The sequence below is a fragment of the Streptomyces sp. SudanB182_2057 genome (assembly GCF_964272715.1).
GTDB lineage: Bacteria > Actinomycetota > Actinomycetes > Streptomycetales > Streptomycetaceae > Streptomyces > Streptomyces rubradiris.
Genome location: NZ_OZ186798.1, coordinates 5,734,452 through 5,757,871, shown reverse-complemented (window position 1 = coordinate 5,757,871; position 23,420 = coordinate 5,734,452). Strand labels below are relative to the sequence as shown.

General features: G+C 70.8%; 20 protein-coding genes. 7 read left to right on the top strand and 13 right to left on the bottom strand.

The genetic code is table 11. The features are described from left to right. Positions 1-15: 15 nt before the first annotated feature. A complete protein-coding gene (locus ACSURM_RS25400) occupies positions 16-1,320 on the bottom strand; it encodes a hypothetical protein (protein WP_436958063.1) in 1,305 nt (434 codons plus the stop codon). Positions 1,321-1,367: 47 nt separating this feature from the next. Further along, the gene (locus ACSURM_RS25395; protein ID WP_436961182.1) at positions 1,368-3,533 is read right to left on the bottom strand and encodes a transglycosylase domain-containing protein; all 2,166 of its coding nucleotides are present in this window, start codon (positions 3,531-3,533) and stop codon (positions 1,368-1,370) included. A gap of 210 nt (positions 3,534-3,743) precedes the next feature. Between ACSURM_RS25395 and ACSURM_RS25390 the strand changes: the two genes are divergently transcribed. Beyond that, positions 3,744-3,956: an FmdB family zinc ribbon protein gene (locus ACSURM_RS25390; protein WP_359043382.1), complete on the top strand. Its 213-nt coding sequence runs from the start codon at positions 3,744-3,746 to the stop codon at positions 3,954-3,956. 111 nt (positions 3,957-4,067) lie between these two features. Here ACSURM_RS25390 and ACSURM_RS25385 read toward each other — a convergent pair whose 3' ends face one another. From ACSURM_RS25385 to ACSURM_RS25375, 3 genes are read right to left on the bottom strand one after another with little or no spacing between them, the layout of a single operon-like run. Next, on the bottom strand, positions 4,068-4,880 hold the full coding sequence (locus tag ACSURM_RS25385; protein ID WP_436958062.1) for an HAD family hydrolase: 813 nt from the start codon (positions 4,878-4,880) through the stop codon (positions 4,068-4,070). Beyond that, positions 4,880-7,333, bottom strand: coding sequence for a phosphoribosyltransferase (locus ACSURM_RS25380; protein ID WP_436958061.1), 2,454 nt, complete (start codon positions 7,331-7,333; stop codon positions 4,880-4,882). Before ACSURM_RS25380 ends, ACSURM_RS25385 begins: the two co-directional genes overlap by 1 nt. Positions 7,334-7,360: 27 nt before the next feature. Then, a complete protein-coding gene (locus ACSURM_RS25375) occupies positions 7,361-8,527 on the bottom strand; it encodes an HpcH/HpaI aldolase/citrate lyase family protein (RefSeq protein WP_436958060.1) in 1,167 nt (388 codons plus the stop codon). Positions 8,528-8,701: 174 nt separating this feature from the next. On the opposite strand from ACSURM_RS25375, the gene ACSURM_RS25370 reads away from it, so the two are divergent. Then, positions 8,702-9,403, top strand: a complete 702-nt coding sequence (locus ACSURM_RS25370) for a TerD family protein (RefSeq protein ID WP_436958059.1) — start codon at positions 8,702-8,704, stop codon at positions 9,401-9,403. A 121-nt stretch (positions 9,404-9,524) separates the two neighbouring features. Here the strand turns inward: ACSURM_RS25370 and ACSURM_RS25365 are convergent, their stop codons facing one another. The 6 genes from ACSURM_RS25365 to ACSURM_RS25340 all read right to left on the bottom strand — a co-directional run bounded on the left by ACSURM_RS25365 (position 9,525) and on the right by ACSURM_RS25340 (position 14,009). Beyond that, positions 9,525-10,262, bottom strand: coding sequence for a TerD family protein (locus ACSURM_RS25365; protein ID WP_436958058.1), 738 nt, complete (start codon positions 10,260-10,262; stop codon positions 9,525-9,527). Between the two features lie 88 nt (positions 10,263-10,350). Further along, a complete protein-coding gene (locus ACSURM_RS25360; protein ID WP_436958057.1) occupies positions 10,351-11,490 on the bottom strand; it encodes a DUF475 domain-containing protein in 1,140 nt (379 codons plus the stop codon). Between the two features lie 75 nt (positions 11,491-11,565). Continuing rightward, positions 11,566-12,144, bottom strand: a complete 579-nt coding sequence (locus ACSURM_RS25355) for a TerD family protein (RefSeq protein ID WP_436958056.1) — start codon at positions 12,142-12,144, stop codon at positions 11,566-11,568. Positions 12,145-12,247: 103 nt separating this feature from the next. After that, the gene (locus ACSURM_RS25350) at positions 12,248-12,823 is read right to left on the bottom strand and encodes a TerD family protein (protein WP_436958055.1); all 576 of its coding nucleotides are present in this window, start codon (positions 12,821-12,823) and stop codon (positions 12,248-12,250) included. 136 nt (positions 12,824-12,959) lie between these two features. Continuing rightward, positions 12,960-13,418, bottom strand: a complete 459-nt coding sequence (locus ACSURM_RS25345; RefSeq protein WP_030604490.1) for a peroxiredoxin — start codon at positions 13,416-13,418, stop codon at positions 12,960-12,962. A 153-nt stretch (positions 13,419-13,571) separates the two neighbouring features. Beyond that, positions 13,572-14,009, bottom strand: coding sequence for a DUF3052 domain-containing protein (locus tag ACSURM_RS25340; protein ID WP_436958054.1), 438 nt, complete (start codon positions 14,007-14,009; stop codon positions 13,572-13,574). Positions 14,010-14,419: 410 nt separating this feature from the next. Here ACSURM_RS25340 and aceE point away from each other — a divergent pair, with 410 nt between their 5' ends. Both aceE and ACSURM_RS25330 read left to right on the top strand, forming a co-directional pair. Beyond that, a complete protein-coding gene (gene aceE, locus ACSURM_RS25335; protein ID WP_436958053.1) occupies positions 14,420-17,167 on the top strand; it encodes a pyruvate dehydrogenase (acetyl-transferring), homodimeric type in 2,748 nt (915 codons plus the stop codon). Positions 17,168-17,303: 136 nt separating this feature from the next. Continuing rightward, complete coding sequence (locus ACSURM_RS25330) at positions 17,304-18,098, top strand: potassium channel family protein (protein ID WP_436958052.1); 795 nt, start codon at positions 17,304-17,306, stop codon at positions 18,096-18,098. Here the strand turns inward: ACSURM_RS25330 and ACSURM_RS25325 are convergent. Beyond that, positions 18,095-18,403 (bottom strand): small hydrophobic protein, encoded by a 309-nt coding sequence (locus ACSURM_RS25325; RefSeq protein ID WP_436958051.1) that lies wholly within the window; start codon positions 18,401-18,403, stop codon positions 18,095-18,097. The genes ACSURM_RS25330 and ACSURM_RS25325 overlap by 4 nt on opposite strands. A 223-nt stretch (positions 18,404-18,626) precedes the next feature. Further along, the gene (locus ACSURM_RS25320; protein WP_436961181.1) at positions 18,627-20,114 is read right to left on the bottom strand and encodes an MFS transporter; all 1,488 of its coding nucleotides are present in this window, start codon (positions 20,112-20,114) and stop codon (positions 18,627-18,629) included. A gap of 264 nt (positions 20,115-20,378) precedes the next feature. Between ACSURM_RS25320 and ACSURM_RS25315 the strand changes: the two genes are divergently transcribed. The 3 genes from ACSURM_RS25315 to ACSURM_RS25305 all read left to right on the top strand — a co-directional run bounded on the left by ACSURM_RS25315 (position 20,379) and on the right by ACSURM_RS25305 (position 23,238). Next, positions 20,379-21,005, top strand: coding sequence for a TetR family transcriptional regulator (locus ACSURM_RS25315; RefSeq protein ID WP_436958050.1), 627 nt, complete (start codon positions 20,379-20,381; stop codon positions 21,003-21,005). Positions 21,006-21,108: 103 nt separating this feature from the next. Next, positions 21,109-22,326 carry an alpha/beta hydrolase gene (locus ACSURM_RS25310; protein WP_436958049.1) on the top strand — a complete coding sequence of 406 codons (1,218 nt, stop codon included), beginning with the start codon at positions 21,109-21,111 and terminating at the stop codon, positions 22,324-22,326. A 66-nt stretch (positions 22,327-22,392) separates the two neighbouring features. After that, a complete protein-coding gene (locus tag ACSURM_RS25305) occupies positions 22,393-23,238 on the top strand; it encodes a DUF4429 domain-containing protein (protein WP_436958048.1) in 846 nt (281 codons plus the stop codon). Positions 23,239-23,420: the final 182 nt, after the last annotated feature.

Below are 23,420 nucleotides of genomic sequence, written 5' to 3'. Positions count from 1 at the left end.
GACCGTGCTGCCCGGTCACTTGACGACCGCCGACCAGTCCGGCGACTGGGCCGGGTCCAGGCCGCGCAGGGCGGCCAGGGTCCCCGGCTTCTGCACGTCCAGCCAGTCCGCCAGCTCCTTGAAGGAGACGCACTTGACGCCCTCCTTGGTGCACACGTTCTTGACCACCTGGTCGATGGCCCTCATGTAGATGCCGCCGTTCCAGTCCTCGAAGTGGTTGCCGATGAACAGCGGCGCCCGGCTGCCGTAGTAGACGCGGTCGAAGCCGGCCATGTAGGAGTCGACGGTGCGCTTCTCCCACTCGGGGAACTTGGCCGGGTCGCCCTGGGTCTCGCCGTCGGACTGGTTGTAGAGGAAGTTGAAGTCCATGGACAGGCCCTGGTACTTGCCGTCCTCGTACGGCAGCATCTGGAGCGGGAAGTCCCAGATGCCGTTCTTCTTCGTGGGCCATATCTGGAAGTCGCCCGGGGAGCTGGCGTCGTAGCGCCAGCCGTAGTCCTTGATGGCCTTCAGCAGGTTCGGCTGGCCCTCCAGGCAGGGTGCCCGGCCGCCGGTGACCTCCCGCTTGAAGTCGAAGGGCAGCGGCGGCAGATCGGTGAGGCCGGTGTTGGTCTTCCAGTGCTCGACGAACTCGAAGAACTGGTCGATCTCGCTCTTCCACTGCGCCACGCTCCAGTCGCCGCCGCCCTTGGCGCCGCAGAAGTGGCCGTTGAAGTGGGTGCCGATCTCGTTGCCGTCCTTGTACGCCCTGGACAGCTCCTCCACGGTGGTGCGGATGTGGTCGTCGGTGGCGTAGTCGATCGCGGCGTCACCAGGGGAGTGCATGGGGCCCTGGTACTGCGCCTTCTTGCTCTTGGGCAGCAGGTAGATGCCGGTGAGGAAGAAGGTCATGTGCGCGTTGTACTCCTTCGCCAGCTCCCGGTAGTGCGAGAACAGGTGGTCGCCGCCCTCCAGCGCGCCGTCCCAGGAGAAGACCACGAACTGGGGCGGCTTCTCGCCGGGCTTGAGCGGGACCGGCTTCAACTGGCCCTTCTGCGGGCCGGTGTAGGAGGTCGAGCCGTCCCCCAGCACCTTGACCTTGCCGTCCCACGACGGGCTCGGGCTGGGCTTGGCGGGCCTGACCGGTTCGGGCTTCCTGCTTCCGGTCGCGGCGGCCGGTGTGCTCTCGCTGTCCGTGCCGGACAGCGCCAGGAACCCGGCCACCAGGGAGGCCACCACGAGGAGCGCGGCCAGTGTCAGGACCTGGGGACGGGTGGCACGGGGCGCGCCGCGGCGGCGGGGGGCTCGACGGCGGCCTGACGACGACATCTTGCGGGGCATGCGCGGCTCATTCTGCGGAAGGGGAGGGTGGACGGGCTCTTCCCGGCTCAGCCGAGGCCCGTCGCGGCCGACCAGAGGGCGTACGGGACGCTGTGGGCGGGCCCGGCCAGGCCCTGGAGCGGCAGTGGCTCCAGGGACTTGGCCAGGTCGATCCGGTAGACGACGATCGCGGTGGACACGGAGTCGGCCGTGCCGACGTACCAGGCGGCGGTGTCCTTCTCGGTGCCGCCGGCCTTCCCGGACACCCCGGGCCGGCGGGCCGCCGCGTCGGGGTGGGCGGTGCGGAAGGAGTCGGTGAGCGCCTCGGTGACCTGCTCGGCCACCCGCGCGCCGACCGCCCGCTTCGGGCGCGGGGTGTTCAGCGCGACCGGGGCGCCGTTGCGGGTGATCCGGACCACCGAGTACGGCTCGGTGTGGTCGCCGCCGGCGGCGAAGGTGGCGTAGCCGTTCGCCATCCGGATCGCGCTGGGCGTGGAGGTGCCCAGCGACAGCGCGGGGACCTGGGGGCCCATGCTGGAGCGCAGCAGCCCGGCGGCCACGGCGGTGTCGCGCACCTTGTCCAGTCCGGCGTCCATGCCGAGCTGCATGAACGGGGTGTTCACCGACTTGGCGAGCGCCTCGCGCAGGGTGATCTTCCCGTACGACTTCCCGCCGTCGTTGTGCGCGGCGACCTTCTTGCCGCTGCGGTCCCAGTACGGCCCCTCGGGCGTGGTGACGGGCACGCCGTCGTCGCCGTCGTAGACGCTGTCCGGGCCGATGGGGGTGGCGGAGCCGCTGCGCGTCTTGTGCACACCGTGTTCGAGTCCGGCGGCGTAGACGAACGGCAGGAACGCGGTGCCGGCCGGGACGGTGGTGGCGTTGGACTCGTTGTAGCCCTGCTTGCGGTGGTCCGGGCCGCCGTAGACGGCGAGGATCCTGCCGTCCGCGGCCACCGAGGCGGCGCCGTAATGACCGTCCTCCGCCGCCTCGGGCGTCTCGTCCCGCGCCTCCTGGCGGGCCTTGGCGACGGCGTCGGTGAGGGCCTTCTCCCGCTTGCGGTCGAAGGTGGTGTAGATCTGGTAGCCGCCCAGGTCGAACTGCTTGTCCGTCAGGTGCGCGGCCTTCTTGGCGTAACTCGCCGCCAGCTCCACCAGGTAGTCGCTCTGCTCGCCGGTGTCGTACAGCGGGTTGGTCTTCAGCGGCTCGGGGAACTCGGTGTACGTGGCCCGCTCCCGCTTCGACAGCTTGCCGATCTTCACCATCCGGTCCAGGATCCAGGACCAACGCTCCACCGCCCGCGCGTGGTTGGCCTTGCCGAGCGTCGGATCGTACAGGCCGGCGCCCTTGAGCAGCGAGGCGAGCATCGCCGCCTCGGAGACGTCGAGCTTGTCGACGTCCTTGCCGTAGTAGGCCTGGGCGGCGCGCTGGATGCCGTAGGTGCCGCGGCCGAACCAGCTGGTGTTGAGATAGCCCTCCAGGATGTCGTCCTTGCTCATCTTGTTGTCGAGCTTGAGGGCGATCATCGCCTCGGTGAATTTACGGCTGACCGTCTGGTTCTGCGTCAGGTAAACGTTTTTCACATACTGCTGGGTAATGGTGGAACCGCCCTCGGTGTCCCCCGCGCCCACCGTGCGGAACAGTGCCCGGCTGATGCCTTTGAGGGATATGCCCGGGTCCGAGTAGAAACTCTCGTTCTCCGCGGCGAGCACCGCCCAGCGCACGTCCTGCGGGATGTCCTCCAGCGGCATCGCCTGCCGCTGCACCCAGCCCGTACGGGCCATGGGCGTGCCGTCGGACCAGAAGTAGACGTTGTCCTGCTGGGTGGCGTACGAGTTGATGTCGTCCGGTATGTCCGTCATCGCGTACGCGGTGACCAGGAACGCGCCGAGCAGACCGAACGAGGCCAGCAGACCGCCGGTCCACTGACGCCAGGAGGGCATCCAGCGGCGCCAGCCGGTGCGGCCGGGGCGCGGGTAGACGGGCTTCAGGCGGCGCGCGTAGGGGGCTATTCGGCGCGCGTACGGGGCGAGCGGGCCGAGCAGGCGGCTCCGCGAGCGCTTCCGGCCGGCGGAGCGCGCGCCGCGCCGGCGCTCGGCCCGGCCGCCGGTCGGGGTGAGCTCCTTCGGCGGCGCGGGGGCACGCAGTTGCATCGTCTCGTCCGCCCTGAGGGCGTCGACTCTCAGATGCAGGGTCTCGTCGGCCCCCGGCGGGTTCCCGTCACGGCCACCCCCCATGGGGCCGTCCTCCCCCTGCGACGCATCGGTCACGCCTGCGTCTCCCTCCGCACTCGGTCTCGCTCGCGCGGGTGAGCTGAGCATCCTCGCCACGGCGTTCACAAATTATCAGTAACGTTTTCGAATGCCCTGCACATATGCCGCACGGATGGCAACACTCATGAAACATTGAGCTGCCCCCGCCGCCCCCCTGACGGCTAACCTGGGCCCATGCCTCGCTACGAGTACCGCTGCCGGAGCTGCGGCGACACGTTCGAACTCAACCGTCCGATGGCGGAGTCCGCCGACCCCGCGACGTGCCCTGCCGGGCATGACGACACGGTGAAGCTTCTGTCCACGGTTGCCGTGGGCGGCGTCTCCGGTGCGTCTGCTCCGCGGGGTGGCGGGGGTGGTGGGTGTTGTGGTGGTGGGTGCTGCGGGTAGTCGGCCTCACGCCTACCGGGGTGCCGCGCTTGGCCGTCGGGCGGGTGCGGCACCGTCGTGGTACTTCGCGCCCCGCGGCGGAGCCGCATATCGGACAGAGCCCCGCGCCCCTTAGGTGGGCTGTCGGACCGTTCTCAGGAACTCCCGCAGGATTCGCTCCCCCGCCAATACCCCCCGTTCCGGTAGTGCCGTGATCTGAGGGGCCGTCCAGTCGGTGTCCGCCAGTTCTCCGTGGCCCGGGCGCCAGCCCCGGTCGGCTGCCAGGAGGAGGTCGGCGTCCAGCAGGGAGTCACCGGCGGCCAGGGTCAGTTCCGCGCCGGTGCGGCGGGCGACCTCGCGGACGGCCGCGCTCTTGGTGAGCGGCTTGGGCACGGCGTAGATCTTGCGGCCCTGGAGCGAGACGGTCCAGCCGCGGTTCTCCGCCCACACCGCCAGCTCCTTCACCCAGTCCTCGGGCAGCAGTTCGCGCTCCACCACCAGATAGGCGAACAGGTCCTCGGCGACCCGGTGTTTGCGCACCCACACCGGGTCGGCGGCGCGCAGCAGATGCTCGCGGACCTCCGCCAGCGGCGCGCACTCGTCGGCGAGCCGCGCCAGCACGCGCGCGTGCCAGCCGGCGTCGGTGACCCCGTCGACCAGCAGATGGCCCCCGTTGGCGCAGATCGCGTACCGGGGCGGTGGGCCGGGCAGGTTGACGCGCTGGTACTGCTTGCGGGTCCGGGTCGTCGTCGGCACGAACACGGCGGCGTCGCCGAGGTCCGCCAGCAGTCCGGCCGCCGTCTCCGTCAGGTAGGACAGCGGCCTGGCCTCGTGCACCTCCACGCACAGCAGCCGGGGCGCCCGGGCGTCCGGCATGGTCAGCGCGAGGGCCGCCGAGGAGTAGATCAGCGTGCGGTCGAGGTCGCTCGCCACCAGCACCGGCATCAGACGTGCACCGCCTTTCCGTCGGCGCCCGTGGCACCGCGTGTGTACTTGGGGTGGATCAGCCCGACGCAGCTGTAGGGCAGTTCGCCGACCTCCTCCACCGGTACGCCCCGCTGCTCGGCGAGCAGGCGTACGTGGTCCAGTTCGGGGCCGGCGCCCGCGCGCGCCAGGATCTTCCACGGCACCCGGCGCAGCAGCACCCGGGTGGTCTCGCCGACGCCCGGCTTGACGAGGTTCACGTCGTGGATGCCGTACTCCTCGCAGATCCGCTCGACCGCCCGCCAGCCCGCCCAGGTCGGGGTGCGGTCGGTGGCGAGCAGTTCCTTGACCGCGCCGGTCACGGAGTCGGCGACCTCCTCGAAGCGGGCGGAGACGGCGTCGAGGAAGGCCACGGAGACGTCGGCACCGGCCAGTTCGCGGTAGAACTTCGCCCCGTGGTAGTCGTCCGGTCCGACCAGGTCGGCCCGCAGCACCGTGCGCGAGACCAGCCCGGACACGGTGGAGTTGAGGCAGGCGGAGGGGATGAGGAAGTCGTCCCGGGTGCCGTACGTGCGCACGCAGGAGCCGGGGTCGGCGAGGACGGCGATCTCCGGGTCGAACCCGGTGACGCCCTCCCGCTCCGCGAACTCCTCCAGGGCCTGCGCGAGTTCCCGGGTGATGGCGCCCTTGCCGGTCCAGCCGTCCACGAAGACGACGTCCCGGGGGTCGTGGTGGGCGGCGAGCCAGCGCAGCGCGTTGGCGTCGATGCCCCGGCCGCGCACGATCGACACCGCGTAGTGCGGCAGGTCCAGTCCGTGCCGGAACCGCGCCCAGCGGCGCATCAGGATGCCCACCGGGGTGCCGGCGCGGGCCAGGGAGACCAGCACCGGGCGCGGCGAGCGCTCGGCGATCACCGTGTCGGTGACCACGCCCACCGCCCGCGCCAGCCGGGCCGCCGACGCCTCCAGAGCCGTGTGGAACAGCGCCTGGTAGCGCTCGCTGGGCTGGTACTCCACCGGCAGCGACTCGGCGTAGTGCGCGCCGCCGCTCTGGACGGCCTCCTCCCGCTCCTCGGTCGGCGCCTCCAGGGCCACGTCGGACAGGTCCTGGAGCAGCCAGCCGACCTCCTCCGGCGCGTACGAGGAGAACGCGGGGCCGCGCAGGGGCTCGGGCAGCATGGCCGGCCTTTCGGGGACGTGCGGGACGTACGACGGTACGACCGCGAGCAGGACGTGCGGGATCTGCTCGGCGAGCCGGGCCGGCAGGCCGTCCGGCGCGTGCAGGGCGGGGGTGTCGGCGACGGAGTCGACCACGACCAGGACGGCGTCGAAACCGGCGCCGGCCACGTTGTAGGCGTAGCGCTCGCCGGGCCCGTCCGCCGGGTCGTCGTGGGCGGGGAAGACCAGGCGGGTACGGATCGCGTAGCCCGGGTCGTCCACCGCGAGCACGGGCGAGCGGGTGGTGGTGGAGAACCGCACCTCCGCGTCCGTGGCGCGCTCCAGCTCCCGCGCGAGCCGCAGCGGGGCGTACATCAGCTCCTCGAACCCGAGCACGAGCACCCGGCGCGCGTCGGCCGGCAGGGCGTCGCGCACGCGCTCGGCCATGGCGGGGAGCGCGGCTTCGAGCCGGGCGCGGTGGGCGGGGGTGAATCCGTGCCGGCCGCCGTCGGGGAGGCCGGGAGGCCAGTGCAGGTCGACCCGCTTGAGCCGGTGCGTCCCGGAAGGGACGCGAGCGGCGGCATCGGCACCGCACCCGGCGGCCTCGCGGTCGGCCACCAGCCGCTGCCCCTTCTCCAGCACCCCCTCCGGCAGCTCCACGGCCCCGGACGCGAGAGCCACCACGTCCACCCGCGCCCCGATGTCCCCGGCGAACCGTTCCAGCCGGGCCGTGTCCTCGGCCGACCGCATGTCCACCAGGGCGACCACGACGTACCGCCGCCGCGGGTACCGCGCGTGCAGGTCACGGATGGTGTTCAGCACCGTGTTGCCGGTGGAGAACTCGTCGTCCACCAGCACCAGCGGCCCCCGCCCGGCGAGCAGCCCCGGGTCCTCGGGCAGCAGCAGATGCGACGTGGCGTGGGAGTGCGACTCCTCGAACCCGCCCGCGGCGGTGACCCCGCGCACCGGCCGCCGCGTGGAGTGCAGGTACGGCACGGGGCCGAGCCCGTCCGCCACGGAGTGCCCCAGCCCGGTCGCGGTCTCGGCGTACCCGAGGACGACCGCGTCCGGGGCCTCGGCGCCGAGCAGCGCGGCGACCCGGCGGCCCAGGCGCAGGCCATGGTCGTAGACCACGGACGGGGACTGCGGCACGTGCTTGCCGAGGACCTGGGAGACGAGCAGGTGGGCGCGCTTGGGGTTGCGGCGCAGCGCGAGCCCGAGCAGGGCCGGCAGCCCGTCGTCGCCCACGAGCCGGACCCCGAGTCGCTCGGCGACCCAGCTGCCGGACCAGACCCCGTCGTTCACTGCGTTCTTCATGCGTTCCTTGCTGAGGTGGCGGAAGGTTCAGCCGGGTATGCCGGCGGCGAGCAGTTCCACGAAGCCGACGTCCTCGTGGGCGACACCGAACGCCTCGGCGCGCAGCAGGGTCCGCTCGGCCCAGGCGCGGTGCGGCTTCACCTCGTTCATCTTGTTCGTGTAGGCCGACCGCAGTACACCCCCGCCGCCGCGTTCCGGCCGCAGGATGTCCTGGGCGTCACTGAACTCCTCGTGACTGACCACGGAGAGCGCGTGCACGGGCAGGACGTGGGAGGGGTGGATGCAGGTCTTGCCGAGCAGACCGTTGGCCTGGTCCAGGGAGATCTCCCGGAGCAGCCCGTCGATGGCGTGGGCGATCAGCCGCTCGCGCAGCTCGGCGGCCTGCACCTGGAGGAAGGGGCTCTGCCGCAGTTGCGGCTTGAACATGCGCTCGGAGGCCCGGAAGTACTCCCAGACCGGGCCGGTGACGGTGAAGCCGGTGCCGTCGGCCCGGCCGAGCATGTTCACGACGTCGGCGATCACCGAGGCGACCACCTGGACGTCGTAGGCGGTCATGTCGGGGGCCCGGCGCAGTCCGTAGGAGGAGCAGAAGTCGGTGACGCCGAGGCGCAGGGCCAGCACCCGGTCGCGGTACTTGTCGACCGCGCGGAAGATCCCCTCCAGCGTCTCCACGCGCGACTCGCGGTACAGCAGCTCGGGCGACTCCAGGACCGGCATGGCGAACAGCCGCCGGCCCCCGGCGCTCTCGGCCGCCGTCAGGGCCTCCAGGAAGGGGATGCCGCGTTCCTCGGTGAACTTGGGCAGCACGAACCCGGACAGCAGCCGCCCGGCCGGGCCGAGGCGGCGGACCAGGTCCGGTATCTGCTCGGGGGTGCGCACCCGGATGAACAGCAGCGGCGGCTCCGCCCCGGGCCGGGCGGCGAGGTCGGCGAACTGCCGGACGAGGTTCTCCTCGCCCGCCGCCACGTCCGCGTCGCCGATCGAGTCCTCCAGGCACAGCACCATGGAGACCACGCCGTTGCCCGCCTGCTTGACGATGTCGTCCGCGAGTCTGGGCCGGGTCGCCGGGCTGTACAGCGTGGCGCCCAGGGCCGCGGAGAGCAGCCTGGCCGGGGAATCGGCGGTGAACGCGCACGGCTCCTGGTGGAAGAGGCGCTTCCGCACCTCGGGGGCAATGTGCCCGAAATGACGCATAGGACTCCCTTTGGACTCCGGCCACGCCTCTGAGTTCGGTAAAGGGTGGCCGGTAATAGTACGTAGGGACCCATGGCGGAGGTTCCCCGTGGACATGAATTTCCGGTAACTCGCCCCTGCCGGCGCCACGCCCCCACATTGTCGTGACCAGGACCGAGAGGGCAGGATGACCGCATGACGCACGCCATGCTGAAGGGGTCGAACGTCCCGCTGGAGGCCACCACGGTACGCGCCGTGCTGCGCTGGTCACCCGGGCAGGACGTCCCGGACGTGGACGTGTCGGCGCTGCTGCTCGGACCCGACGGCCGGGTGCGCTCCGACGAGGACTTCGTCTTCTACAACCAGCCCCGGCACCCCTCCGGGGCGGTGTGGCGGCTGGGCAAGAAGCGGGTCGCCGAGGGGCTGACCGACACGATCCAGACAGACCTGACCGGGGCCGAGCCGGGCGTCTCGCGGATCCTGCTGGTCGCCTCCGCCGACGGGGTCGCCTTCGACCGGGTGCCGGCGCTGTGCATCCTGCTGCACGACACGGGGGCCGCCGAAGGGGAGCCGCTGGCCCGGTTCGACATCAAGCCGGAGACCGGGTCCGAGACGGCGCTGATCTGCGGTGAGCTGTACCGGCGCGGGGAGGGCTGGAAGTTCCGCGCGCTGGGCGAGGGCTACTCCAACGGGCTGAAGGGGCTCGCGACGGACTTCGGCATCTCGGTGGACGAGTCCGAGGCGGCGGAGGAGCCGCCCACGTCCGCCCTGCCGTTGCCTCCGGCGGTTCCGGCGTACGGGTATCCGCAGCCTGTGCCTGAGCCGGTGCCGGCGGCTTCGGCGGGGGGCGGGTACTTCCGGATGCCGCCTCAGGGGCCTCAGTTCATCGGGCGGTAGGTTCGCCTGCCGGCTCGGGGGGCCTGGGGCGTACGGCGGGTGCGGGTTGTGTGTGGCTGGTCGCGCAGTTCCCCGCGCCCCTTCGGGGCGCTCCGGCTCGGGGCGCTCCGGCTCGGGGGGTTCATCTGTCCGCCTTCGTCTTGTAGCCCCTGCCCCACTGGAGGCCCCAGCCGTAGAGGCGGTCCAGTTCGCCCTGGAAGCCGTAGACGAACTTGACCTCGCGGCGGACGATCAGTTCGTCCTTGACGTTCTCCAGGAGGACGACGGCGCAGGAGCGGGCCTGGGGGTGGCGTTCGTCCAGGCCGATCTCGATGCGGGGGCCGTTGCCCGGGTAGAGGGTGACGACGGCCTGGGTACGGTCGAAGGCGGGCGTCTGGTCGTAGATGTAGACGAAGACCAGCAGCCGCTTGATGTCCTCGCGGTGGTCGAGGTTGACGTACATCGTCTCGCCGGAACCGGAGCCGAACCGGTCGTCGCCGCTGAGCTTGACGTACGGCGGCGCGTTGACGTCGCCGAGGTAGCCGCCGAGGGGCTGGACGACCCCCTTGGAGCCGTCGGCCAGCTCGTACAGGCAGCCCAGGTCGAGGTCGACGTTGACCATGCTCTGGCCGTGGCCGAGGATCTCCGGCGGCTTCAGCGCCCGGAAGGGGTGGCGCAGCAGGCTGGTGCGGGGGCCCGAACCGAAGTCGGAGGTCCGCATCCGCCAGGTGAGGTTGACGCGCAGGTTGCCGGTGGCCGCGCCCTGCTTGGTCAGGGACACCGTCGGGTGCCGCCTGGTCAGCTCGATGGCGTTGGTGGCCGCGTTGCCCGAGTCGAAGGCCGCGGCGCGCCCGCCGAGCAGTCCGTCGAAGAAACCCATTCCCGCCCCCGGGTATCCGTTGTGACACCGACGGGGCGGCCGACCGCGTCGGCCGCCCCGTTCGAAGCGTTCCTCACCGGCCGGGGTGTCACACCCCGGAGGAGACCTCGGTCTTCGCGCCGCCGCCCTCGCCCGCGGCGGCCAGGGCGCGGTTGCGGCGGACGGAGGAGAGGAAGGACGCCAGGATCAGGATCACGCCGATGGAGCCGGTGATGACCTCGTGGATCTCGTACTGGATGGTGATCAGCAGGACCACGGCGAGGGCGCCGATGGCGTAGTGGGCGCCGTGCTCCAGGTAGACGTAGTCGTCCAGGGTGCCCTGGCGGACCAGGTAGACGGTCAGCGAACGCACGTACATGGCGCCGATGCCGAGGCCCAGGGCCATCAGGACGATGTCGTTGGTGACGGCGAAGGCGCCGATCACGCCGTCGAAGGAGAAGGACGCGTCCAGGACCTCAAGGTAGAGGAACATGAAGAACGCGGCCTGGCCGGCCAGGACGATCGCGGGCTTCTTCTTGCCGCTGCGGGCCGCCGCTTCCTCCTGCTCGTGCTCGCGCTCCTCCTCTTCCTCCAGCTTGTCCTCGAAGTAGCCGGAGAGACCGCCGACGATCATGTAGGTGATCAGGCCGGCGATGCCGGAGATCAGCACCGTCTGGGCCTTGTCCGCGTGCACGCCGCCGTGCTGGTGGGCGTGGGTGGCGACGGTGAAGGCGGCGACCAGCAGGACGATCAGGGCGATGCAGACCGACAGCATGTCGACCTTGCCGAGCTTGGCCAGGGGACGCTCGATCCAGCGCAGCCACTGGATGTCCCGGTCCTCGAAGATGAAGTCGAGGAAGATCATCAGCAGGAACATGCCACCGAACGCGGCGATCGCCGGATGGGCGTCGGTCACCAGCTGTTCGTAACGTTCCTTGTTGTTGATCGCGAGGTCGACGGCCTCGATCGGGCCCATCTTGGCGCTGATGGCGACGATGACGACGGGGAAGACCAGCCGCATGCCGAACACGGCGATGAGCACGCCGATGGTGAGGAAGATCTTCTGCCAGAAGGGGCTCATCTTCTTCAGGATTCCGGCGTTGACCACCGCGTTGTCGAAGGACAACGAAATCTCAAGGATGGCCAGGATCGCCACGACCCCGAAGCCGGTCCAGCCCCCGTAGAACGCCCCCGCGATCAGACCGAGCACGGTGATCGCGAAGGACCATCCGAAGGTTTTGAGAAGCACTGGCTACCCCATCATCTGTCGAGGCCCCTCCCGGACGATTTCCGAGGAGAGTTCTCCCCCGCGCCGTACGCGGCTTTACGAAACGTTGACTCCGAAGTCTAGAGCGATGCCCCGCAGCCCCGACGCGTACCCCTGGCCGACCGCCCGGAACTTCCATTCGCCCTGGTGCCGGTACAGCTCGCCGAAGATCATCGCGGTTTCCGTGGAGGCGTCCTCGCTGAGGTCGTACCGGGCCAGTTCCTGGCCGTCGGCCTGGTTGACCACGCGGATGAAGGCGTTGGAGACCTGGCCGAAGGTCTGGCCGCGCTCGTCCGCCATGTGGATGGAGACGGGGAAGATGATCTTCTCGCAGTGGAGCGGGACCCTGGCGAGGTCCACCAGGAGCGACTCGTCGTCGCCGTCGCCCTCACCGGTGAGGTTGTCGCCGGTGTGCTCCACCGAGCCGTCGGGGCTCTTCAGCTGGTTGTAGAACACGAACCACTCGTCGCCCAGCACCCGGTTGCCGGCGCCGCACAGCAGCGCGCTGGCGTCCAGGTCGAAGGGGGCACCGGTGGTGGAGCGCGCGTCCCAGCCGAGCCCGATCATGACGTTGGTGAGGTTCGGTGCGGCCTTGGAGAGGGAGACATTGCCCCCCTTGGCGAGCGTGACGCCCATGCTGGTCCTCCCCTGGTGGTGCTTCCCTGGTTCTCCTGCGCGTCCGGCGCCGCCCGTAAACGGTGCGGCGCCGGACACCGAGGGTGCCGTTACGCTGCCGGGATCAGACGTTGACTCCGAAGTCCTGCGCGATGCCGCGCAGCCCGGAGGCGTAGCCCTGGCCGATGGCGCGGAACTTCCACTCCGTGCCGTGGCGGTACAGCTCGCCGAAGACCATGGCGGTCTCGGTGGAGGCGTCCTCGCTCAGGTCGTAGCGGGCGATCTCGGCCCCGCCGGCCTGGTTGACGACGCGGATGAAGGCGTTGCGGACCTGGCCGAAGGACTGCTGACGGTTCTCGGCGTCGTAGATCGACACCGGGAACACGATCTTGTCGACGTCGGCCGGGACGCCGGCCAGGTCGACCTTGATCTGCTCGTCGTCGCCCTCGCCCTCACCGGTGAGGTTGTCACCGGTGTGCTCCACCGAGCCGTCGGGGCTCTTGAGGTTGTTGAAGAAGACGAAGTGCTGGTCGCTGATGACCTTGCCGGAGTTGTTCAGCAGCAGCGCGCTCGCGTCGAGGTCGAAGTCGGTACCGGTCGTGGTCCGAACGTCCCACCCCAGACCGATGATGACCGCGGTCAGGCCCGGGGCCTCCTTCGTCAGCGATACGTTGCCGCCCTTGCTGAGGCTGACTCCCACGGGTCCTCCATGTGGTGTTCAGGGGCGGGGAGCCCCGTCGTGCTTCGGATATGGGATCAACGTGCCGATCCTAGTGACGGGTTCCCGCCCGCCGCGCAGCCTGGGCCGGGGAAACCCGGGTGTCGGCCCGCGTGGCTCACAGAGTGTCGAGCGCCTTCACGTAGTCGCCGAGGTCGCGGGCGTCCGGCAGGCCGTTGACCACGGTCCACCGCACGACGCCCTCCTTGTCGATGATGAAGGTGCCCCGGACGGCGCAGCCCTTGTCCTCGTCGAAGACGCCGTAGGCGCGCGAGACGTTGCCGTGCGGCCAGAAGTCGCTCAGCAGCGGGTACTCCAGGCCCTCCTGCTCGGCGAAGACGCGCAGGGTGTGGATGGAGTCGTTGGAGACGGCGAGCAGCTGGGTGTCGCGGTCCGTGAACTTCGGCAGGTTGTCCCGCAGCTCGCACAGCTCGCCGGTGCACACGCCGGTGAAGGCGAAGGGGTAGAAGAGCAGGACCACGTTCTTCTCGCCGCGGAAGTCCGAGAGCCTCACGCTCCGGCCGTGGTTGTCCTTGAGCTCGAAGTCGGGTGCCTTGTCGCCGACCTGGATCGCCATCGTCGCGCATCCCTTCGGGGGCTGTTCGGGTGGAAGTGACGCATGAGCGCGCACCGGCGCTCGGGTCCACCCTACGCAGCGGTCACCGAGGGGTTCACGGCGGCCGGGCCGGGCCAAAAGGGGCCCGGCCCGGCCGGCGGTCGGCTCAGACGGTCACTTCTTGGACTTGGCGGCCTTCGGCGTCGCCAGGCGCGAGCCGCTCCAGTCCTTGCCGACGCTGACGCTCTTCGACGCCGTCAGACCGGCGGTCGTCGCGGCTTCCGAGATGTCACTCGGTTCCACATACCCGTCACGGCCGGTCTTCGGCGTGAAGAGCAGGACGGCGCCGCCTTCCTCGATGTACGTGGTGGCATCCACCAGCGCATCCGTCAGGTCACCGTCGTCGTCACGGAACCACAGCACGACGGCGTCGGCCACGTCGTCGTAGTCCTCGTCCACGAGGTCAGTCCCGGTGAATTCCTCGATGGCCTCGCGGAGCTCCTGATCGACGTCGTCGTCGTAGCCGATCTCCTGGACCACCTGCCCGGGCTGGAACCCCAGCCTGGCGGCAGGGTTCGTCCGCTCCTCCGCGTGGTCCGCGGTCGCGCTCACGGGTTGCCTCCTGATCATGTCTTTGTTGAGTATCTCAGCCACGCGCGTGCGCGAAGCATTGGCCGTAGTCCACACGGGCGGGGCGGATCGCGCAAGTACCCGGCCGTCGGGACCGTCGAAACGGTGACGATCCCGGCCGTGTCGCCGTAACTCCTGGCACCGTATCGCGCTTTTTCCTCCCCCACATCACGCCGAAGTGCCCGGTTTGCACCCTTCGGAATCATCCTGGGTTACGTCACTCGAACAATTTTGCCAAGCACGTCACACCCCGGGCGTATCGTTGCGTTTTGACCGGTGGTGCGCCGGCGGAGACGACCTTGGAGATGACGTACGCGTTCCCCAGGTACACGATGGGGAACGGTGCAGGCAGCCGTTAACGAGAACTGGCCCTCCGACAGGTAAGGAACAGCGTGGCTTCCGGACCCGATCGCAATCCGATCATCATTGGCGGCCTTCCGAGCCAGGTCCCCGACTTCGATCCCGAAGAGACTCAGGAATGGCTCGACTCCCTGGACGCCGCCGTCGACGAGCGCGGCCGGGAGCGGGCCCGCTATCTCATGCTGCGCCTGATCGAGCGGGCCCGCGAGAGGCGCGTGGCCGTGCCCGAGATGCGCAGCACGGACTACGTCAACACGATCCCCACCAAGAGCGAGCCGTTCTTCCCGGGCAACGAGGAGATCGAGCGCAGGATCCTGAACGCCACCCGCTGGAACGCGGCCGTCATGGTCTCCCGCGCCCAGCGCCCGGGCATCGGCGTCGGCGGCCACATCGCCACCTTCGCCTCCTCGGCCTCGCTCTACGACGTCGGCTTCAACCACTTCTTCCGGGGCAAGGACGAGGGTGACGGCGGTGACCAGGTCTTCTTCCAGGGCCACGCCTCCCCCGGCATCTACGCCCGCGCGTACCTGCTCGACCGGCTCACCGCCACACAGCTCGACGGCTTCCGCCAGGAGAAGTCGAAGTACCCGGACGGCCTGTCCAGCTACCCGCACCCGCGCTCGATGCCGGACTTCTGGGAGTTCCCGACGGTCTCCATGGGCCTCGGCCCGCTCTCGGCGATCTACCAGGCCCGGATGAACCGCTACATGCAGGCGCGCGGCATCGCCGACACCTCGCGCTCGCACGTGTGGGCGTTCCTCGGCGACGGCGAGATGGACGAGCCGGAGTCGCTCGGCCAGCTCACCCTGGCCGCCCGGGAGGGCCTGGACAACCTGACCTTCGTGGTCAACTGCAACCTCCAGCGCCTCGACGGCCCGGTGCGCGGCAACGGCAAGATCATCCAGGAGCTGGAGTCGGTCTTCCGGGGCGCCGGCTGGAACGTGATCAAGCTGATCTGGGACCGCTCCTGGGACCCGCTGCTCGCGCAGGACCGGGACGGCATCCTCGTCAACAAGATGAACACGACCCCGGACGGCCAGTTCCAGACGTACGCCACCGAGTCCGGGGCCTACATCCGCGAGCACTTCTTCGGCGACGACCACCGGCTGCGCGCGATGGTCGAGAACATGACCGACGACCAGATCCTGCACCTGGGCCGCGGCGGACACGACCACCGCAAGATCTACGCCGCGTTCAAAGCGGCCAAGGAGCACAAGGGCCAGCCGACGGTCATCCTGGCCAAGACGGTCAAGGGCTGGACGCTGGGCCCGAACTTCGAGGGCCGCAACGCCACGCACCAGATGAAGAAGCTGACGGTCGACGACCTCAAGCGCTTCCGGGACCGGCTGCACCTGCCGATCTCCGACCAGGAGCTGGAGTCCGGCCCGCCGCCGTACTACCACCCGGGCCGGGACTCGGAGGAGATCCAGTACATGCACGACCGCCGCCGGTCGCTCGGCGGTTACGTCCCGACGCGCGTCGTGCGCTCGGAGCCGCTCGCCCTGCCCGACGACAAGGCGTACGCGACCGTGAAGAAGGGTACGGGCCAGCAGTCCATCGCGACGACCATGGCCTTCGTCCGGCTCCTGAAGGACCTCATGCGGGACAAGGAGATCGGCAGGCGGTTCGTGCTGATCGCGCCGGACGAGTACCGCACGTTCGGCATGGACTCCTTCTTCCCGAGCGCGAAGATCTACAACCCGCTCGGCCAGCAGTACGAGTCGGTGGACCGCGAGCTGCTGCTGGCGTACAAGGAGTCGCCGACCGGCCAGATGCTGCACGACGGCATCTCCGAGGCGGGCTGCACGGCCTCGCTGATGGCCGCGGGCTCGGCGTACGCCACGCACGGCGAGCCGCTGATCCCGGTGTACGTCTTCTACTCGATGTTCGGTTTCCAGCGCACCGGCGATCAGTTCTGGCAGATGGCCGACCAGCTCGCGCGCGGATTCGTCCTGGGCGCGACCGCCGGCCGTACGACCCTGACCGGCGAGGGCCTCCAGCACGCGGACGGCCACTCCCAGCTGCTGGCCTCCACCAACCCGGCGTGCGTGGCCTACGACCCGGCGTACGCCTACGAGATCGCGCACATCGTCCAGGACGGCCTGCGCCGGATGTACGGCGGCTCGCCCGAGCACCCGCACGGCGAGGACGTCTTCTACTACCTCACCGTCTACAACGAGCCCATCCGGCACCCGGCCGAGCCGCCGAACGTGGACGTCGAGGGCATCGTCAAGGGCATCCACAGGATCGCCGAGGGCGCGGCGGGCTCGATCCCGGCGCAGATCATGGCGTCGGGCGTGGCGGTCCCGTGGGCGCTGGAGGCGCAGAGGATCCTCGCCGAGGACTGGAACGTCAAGGCGGACGTGTGGTCGGCGACCTCCTGGAACGAGCTGCGCCGCGAGGCCGTGGACTGCGAGCGGCACAACCTGCTGCATCCGGAGGAGGAGCAGCGGGTGCCGTTCGTGACCCGCAAGCTCGGCGGCGCGGAAGGTCCGTTCGTGGCCGTGTCCGACTGGATGCGATCGGTTCCGGACCAGATCGCGCGCTGGGTGCCCGGGCCGTACCAGTCCCTGGGCGCCGACGGGTTCGGCTTCGCCGACACCCGGGGCGCCGCGCGCCGCTTCTTCCACATCGACGCCCAGTCGATCGTGGTGGCGGTGCTGACGGAGCTGGCGCGGGAGGGGAAGGTCGACCGGTCCGTACTGAAGCAGGCCATCGACCGGTATCAGCTGCTGGACGTGTCGGCGGCGGATCCGGGGGCGGCCGGGGGCGACGCGTAGCCGTTGCGCTTGGCTTTGGCCGACCCAACAAGGGGGCGAGGGGCGTTGTGCGTGTGCCGGCCGGTGGTCGGCTGGTCGCGCAGTTCCCCGCGCCCCTGTCGGGGCGCTGCACTTACGGTTTCTTTACGATTGCGCCATGGAACAGCTGTCCGCGCAGGCGCGGTGGGAGCGGTTCACCGAGCGGCCGTTGCTGGGGCTCGCGGTGGTCTTCGGGGTCGCTTACGCGGTGCCCATCGTGGAACCCTCCGCCGGGCGGCTCCTGACGGCCGTGTGCACGGGGGTCGAGTGGGTGGTGTGGGGGGCGTTCGCCCTGGACTACCTGGTCCGGCTGGCGCTCGCCCCGCACCGGAAGCGGTTCGTACGACGGCACTGGCTCGACCTGTGCGCGGTGGTCCTGCCGCTGCTGCAACCGCTGCGGCTGCTGCGGCTGGTGTCGACGCTGCTGCTGGTGGGCCGGCGGGCGCGGATGGCTCCGCAGATCCGGCTGACCACATATGTCGTCGGGGCCGTGATCGGCCTGCTGATGTTCGGCTCGCTGGCCGTGCTGTCCGTGGAACGCGAGTCACCGCACGGGAACATCCGGACGCTGGGTGACGCGGTGTGGTGGTCGTTCACGACCATGACGACCGTGGGGTACGGCGACCACGCGCCGACGACGGGTCTGGGGCGGATGATCGCGGTCGGGCTGATGCTGTCCGGGATCGCCCTGCTCGGTGTCGTCACCGCGAACATCGCCGCCTGGTTCATCTCGCGGTTCGAGAAGGACGACGTGGAGGAGCGGCGGCAGACGGAGGCCATCGCCGCGCTGGCCGAGGAGGTGCGGTCGCTGCGCGCCGAGGTGGCGCGGCTGTCGGAGACCCGGAGGGACGCGGAGAGCTGCGCGGTCGGCAACAGCCCCTCCGCGCCCGGCAACGGGCCGCGGGCCTCCTAGAAGAGGCCGTTCCCCCAGGCCGCCGCGCCCGCGAGGGCCATGGCGGCGAGCAGGGTGTCGATGGCGCCCAGGACCAGGGCCACCAGCGCCGGTACGTTGCGTTCGCCGGACCACCTGCGGCCCATGGACTGCCAGCCGCAGAAGATCGCGACGGGACCGAGGACGATCCCCAGCGCGAAGAAGCCGGCCACCGCGCAGATGGTGCCGATGATCCCGAGCGTCGCGCGGTCCGGCCCGGTGTGTGACCACGTCCGGCCACGCGACCGGGGGTACCCGCGTGTTCCGTGCCCGAAGCCTGCCATCATCAACTCCCTGAGTCACCTGGACAGTTCGGCTTCACGGTGCGAGTACCCCGGTTGCGCCGGAGCAGACCGGGCGCGCTGTCCCCCTCCGACAGCGCGCGCCGCGGCCCCGTGGTCCTCCCATGTCCTGCGGAGGAGTTGACCCACTGTGACCTGCGGCGCGCGCCGGGAGCCAGCGATCTTGAGCGGAGTCACCCTGATAGGCGAACTCCGCCGGGAGGGGCCGTCAGATGTGGCCCACGCCCGCGCCCGCCTCCGCGTTCGCGCCCCGCTTGGTGAGCAGCGCGACGAGGACGGCGACCGCGGCCACGCCCGCCGCCACGAGGGAGGCGAGGCTCATGCCGTCGATGAAGGTGTGGTGGGCCACCTCGGTGATCTTCTCGGCTATGGGTGCCGGGGTGTCCTTGGTCACCGGCGCGACGCCCTGCTGGACCGCCTCGGCCGCCTGGTGCAGCTGCTGCGGGGGCAGCTTCGGCAGCCCGGCGTCCGCCCAGTTGTCGCCGAGGGTGCTGTCGACCTTGGAGGCCATCACCGCGCCCAGCACCGCCGTGCCGAGGCTGCCGCCGATCTGCATGGCCGCCTGCTGGAGACCGCCCGCGACACCGGACAGCTCCATCGGGGCGTTGCCCACGATGACCTCCGTGGCGCCGACCATGACCGGGGCCAGGCCGAGGCCGAGCAGGGCGAACCAGACGGACATCAGGCCGCTGCCGGTGCCCTCGTCCAGCGTGGACATGCCGTACATGGCGATCGCGGTGACGGCCATGCCGCCCGCCAGCGGGATCCGCGGGCCGGCCTTGGTGATGAGGGCACCGGCCAGCGGGGAGCCGACGATCATCATGCCGGTCAGCGGCAGCAGGTGCAGGCCCGCGTCGATCGGGCTCATGCCGTGGACGTTCTGCAGATAGAAGGTGACGAAGAACAGGCCGCCCATGAACGCGATGGCCATCAGCACCATCAGGACGACACCCGCGGACAGCGCGACCGAGCGGAACAGCGCCAGCGGGATCAGCGGCTCCTTCACCCGCTTCTCCCAGAGGGCGAACAGGGCGAAGCCGGCCACCGAGGCGATGAGGAACAGCCAGGTCTTGCCGTCGCCCCAGCCCCAGGCCGGGGCCTTGATGAGGGCCCAGACCAGGCAGAACATCGCGCCCGAGAGCAGGCCGATGCCGAGCAGGTCGAAGGAGCGCGGCGCGTTCTGGGCGCGGTGGTCGAGCAGGATCAGCAGGCCCAGCAGCAGGGCGAGGGCGCCGACCGGCACGTTGATGAAGAACACCGACTGCCAGTTGACGTGCTCGACGAGGACACCGCCGAGGATCGGGCCGCCGGCGGTGGAGGCGCCGATGACCATGCCCCAGATGCCGATCGCCATGTTGAGCTTCTCGGCCGGGAAGGTCGCCCGCAGCAGGCCGAGCGCGGCCGGCATCAGCAGCGCGCCGAACAGGCCCTGGAAGACACGGAAGGTGACGACCGCGGCGATGCTGTCGGACAGTCCGATGGCACCGGAGGCGACGGCGAAGCCGGTGACGCCTATCAGGAACGTCTGCCGGTGGCCGAAGCGGTCGCCGAGCTTGCCGGCGGTGATCAGGGAGACCGCGAGCGCCAGGAAGTAGGCGTTGGTGATCCACTGCAGCTGCGCCCAGCTGGCGTGCAGATCCTTGCCGATGGCCGGGTTGGCGATGGCCACGATGGTGCCGTCGAGGGCCACCATCATGACCCCTACGGCGACGGTGATCAGCGTGAGCCACGGGTGGCCGCGCAGGCCCGAGGCCGACTGCGGCCCGGACGGGGCTGCCGGCGCTTCGTCCCCCGGCCCCGTCGCGTCGATGGTGGTCTGACTAGTCATACACTCAGGTTAGTGACAGCCGCTGACAGTTGACAAACCAATTCACTAGTCGGTTACTGACACGAAAAACGGAGGTCAAGACAGGGCCGGACGGGCGTCCGCCCCCGTTCGCTCGTTCACAGGAGAGTGGCCATGGAGACGCTGCGCGAACGCAAGAAGCGGCGTACACGGGAATCGCTGCTGCGGGCCGCTCTCGAACTGTTCACCACGCAGGGCTACGAGCGCACGACCGTCGACGAGATCGCCGAGGCCGTCGACGTCTCGCAACGCACCTTCTTCCGTTACTTCGCGGGCAAGGAGGACGTGGCCTTCGCGGTCCAGGACATGGCGGAGGCGGCGTTCGTGGGGGCCGTACGGGCGCGCCCGCCGCACGAGGCACCGATGCGGGCCCTGCGCCAGGCGTTCCTGGAGAGCTGGGACGAGTTGCAGGAGACCGTCGAGGCGGTCGTGCCGGTCGAACTGCACCTGCGCATGTACCGCACGATCGAGGCCGAGCCCGCGCTGTTCGCCGCCCGGCTGCGCCGACTGGCCGCGACGGAGGAGGCCCTCGCCCGGGTGCTGGCCGAGCGGGAGGGCGTCGACGTGGACGCCGACCCCCGGCCCCGGCTGGCGGTGGCCGTGTTCGGCGGGGTGATGCGCGTCACCGAGCGGCAGTGGTGCACGAGCGAGGACTCCGGGGCCGAACTGATCCGGACGCTCACCACGTCGTACCTCGATCAGGTGGGTTCGGCGCTGACCGGAAACTGGCGGACCACCTGAGATCGTTGGCAGAACGCCGACTCCCTCACCGCCGCCCGCCGAAACGTGATCCCCGCCACTCGGTTACCCCGAGACCCGCTCGCTCTCCTAGTGTGTCCTCCCAGTGACTTCTTTCGACACCTCCCCGCAGCTCAGCATCTGGCGCGCCCTGCTCGCGCTGGCCGTGGTGTTCGTGATGCTCGCGACCACCGGCTGGACCGCCCTGCGCACCCACCGGGAGTCGTCCGCGCTCGCGGCCTCGCTCGCCGAGTGGCGCCACGGTCACCTGCACGGCCTGCGCCTTCCGGACCCCGACGCCGCCCCGGCCCGGCTCGCCCGCTTCTTCGGCTCGCTCACCCCCGGCGACCGCGACCGGCTGGCCCGCCGCTACCCGCTCGCGGTCGGCAACATGAACGGCGCGCCGGTCTCCCTGCGCTACCGGGCCAACCACCTCGCGCTGGAACGGGCCCGCGAGACCGAGCGCGCCCGCATGCACGACAACCGGCTCAGCGCGGCGGGCCAGCAGGACGCGGGCCGGCGGATGCACCGCTACGCATCCCTGCTGAGCGACGGCCGGCAGATCCTGGCCTTCGACCCCGCGGGCCCGGGCCGGATCGCCGAGGTGTTCGGCGACCTCGCCGCGGCCCGGCGGATCTCGGTCGTCGTCCCCGGCGTCGACACCGACCTGCTCACCTTCCAGCGCACCAGCCGCCCCTACAGCGCCCCGGTCGGCATGGCCAAGGCGCTCTACGCGGCCGAGCGGGCGGCGCGCCCCTCGACCCGTACGGCGGTGATCGCCTGGGCCGACTACACCTCCCCCGACGGGCTCGGGGTGGAGGCGGCCACCGGACTGCGCGCCGAGGAGGGCGCCGTACGGCTGAACGCGCTGCTGCGGGCGCTGCCCGGCCGGTCGCCGGTGTCGATGTTCTGCCACAGCTACGGCTCGGTGCTCTGCGGGGTGGCCGCGCGCGACATGCCCCGCCGGGTCGCCGACCTGGCGGTGGCCGCGAGTCCCGGCATGCGCGCCGGCAGCGCCGCCGGCCTCGGCACGACGGCCCGGGTGTGGGCCATGCGGGACGCCAGCGACTGGGTGCGCGACGTGCCCTATCTGGAGCTGGGCGGCCTCGGGCACGGCGCCGACCCGGTGTCCTCGGGGTTCGGCGCGCGGGTGCTGTCGGCCCGGGACGCCGAGGGCCACAGCGGTTACTTCGAGCCCGGCACGGACAGCCTGCGCAATCTCGCCGGTATCGGGGTGGGCGCGTACGGCGAGGTGACGTGCGCACAGGAGGACGATGCGTGCCGGTCCGGTCTGTCCGGCACGCCGACGGCCCAACGCGCGTAGAAACAGCAGGAAGTGCGGTCTGCGCGGGTGGCGACGGAGGGACACGTGCCGCATACGATGAGCCGCATGGGTGACGTACTGGCGGGATTTCATGCCGTCTGGGAGTTCGAGTCCGACTCCGTGCTCATCCGCTACGAACGGGGGATTCGAACACCGAAGCTGTTCCAGGCGCTGGGCGAGCGGCGGATCCCGCTGGCCGCGGTCGAGGGCGTGACCCTCGCCCCGGGGCGGCGCGGGACGGTCGTCCTGCGCCTGCGGCCGCGTCCCGGCGCCGATCCGCTGATGGAGGCGGCCGACGGGCAGCTGAAGGAGGGCTCCGACCCGTACCGGCTGGTGCTGCCGGCCGAGCGGGAGACCCTCGCCGAGTACTACGCCGACGAGCTGAAGGGGCTGCTCACCGAGTCCGGCCCCGCCGACCGGCACCTGGTCGCGGCACCCGAGGCGCCCCTCCAGTTCAAGGCCTACGACGGCAAGGCGTCCTTCGACGGGACGTCCGTGCAGTTCCGCTGGTCCTGGACGGGGGCGTCCTCGACGAAGTGGAAGGCCGGCGACCAGAGCTTCGCGGTGGCCGAGCTGAGCGGGGTGGAGTGGCGCTCGCCGGAGGTCTTCGAGGGCCATCTGCGGCTGGTCCGGCGGTCTCCCGGCCCGGCGCCCGCGCAGCCCGACCAGGACCCGGCGGCCGTCGTCTTCGGGCTGGGCTACGGCCCGGTGCACGAGTCGCTGCCGTTCGCCGCGGCGGTCCTGGCCGCCGTGCGCACCCGGGGGCCGGTACCCGCGCTCCCGGCCCCGTCCCGGCGCGACCCCGCCGACATCGCCGAACGCATCCGCCACCTCGGCGAACTCCACCAGGCCGGCCTGGTCACCGACGAGGAGTTCTCCGCCAAGAAGGCGGAACTACTCGCCGAACTGTGACCACCCGCCCGACTCCCTGGCCCGGGCGGCCGGGCGCGCCGACCAATCGGCCCCGGCGGGCGGCCGGGCACACCGGGCGACCGAACCCACCGGACGGCAGGGCGCGCCTGACTGCCGGGCGCGCCGGACGGCAGGGCAGTCGGCCCCGCCGGACAGCCGGGCACGCCGGACAGCCGGGCATC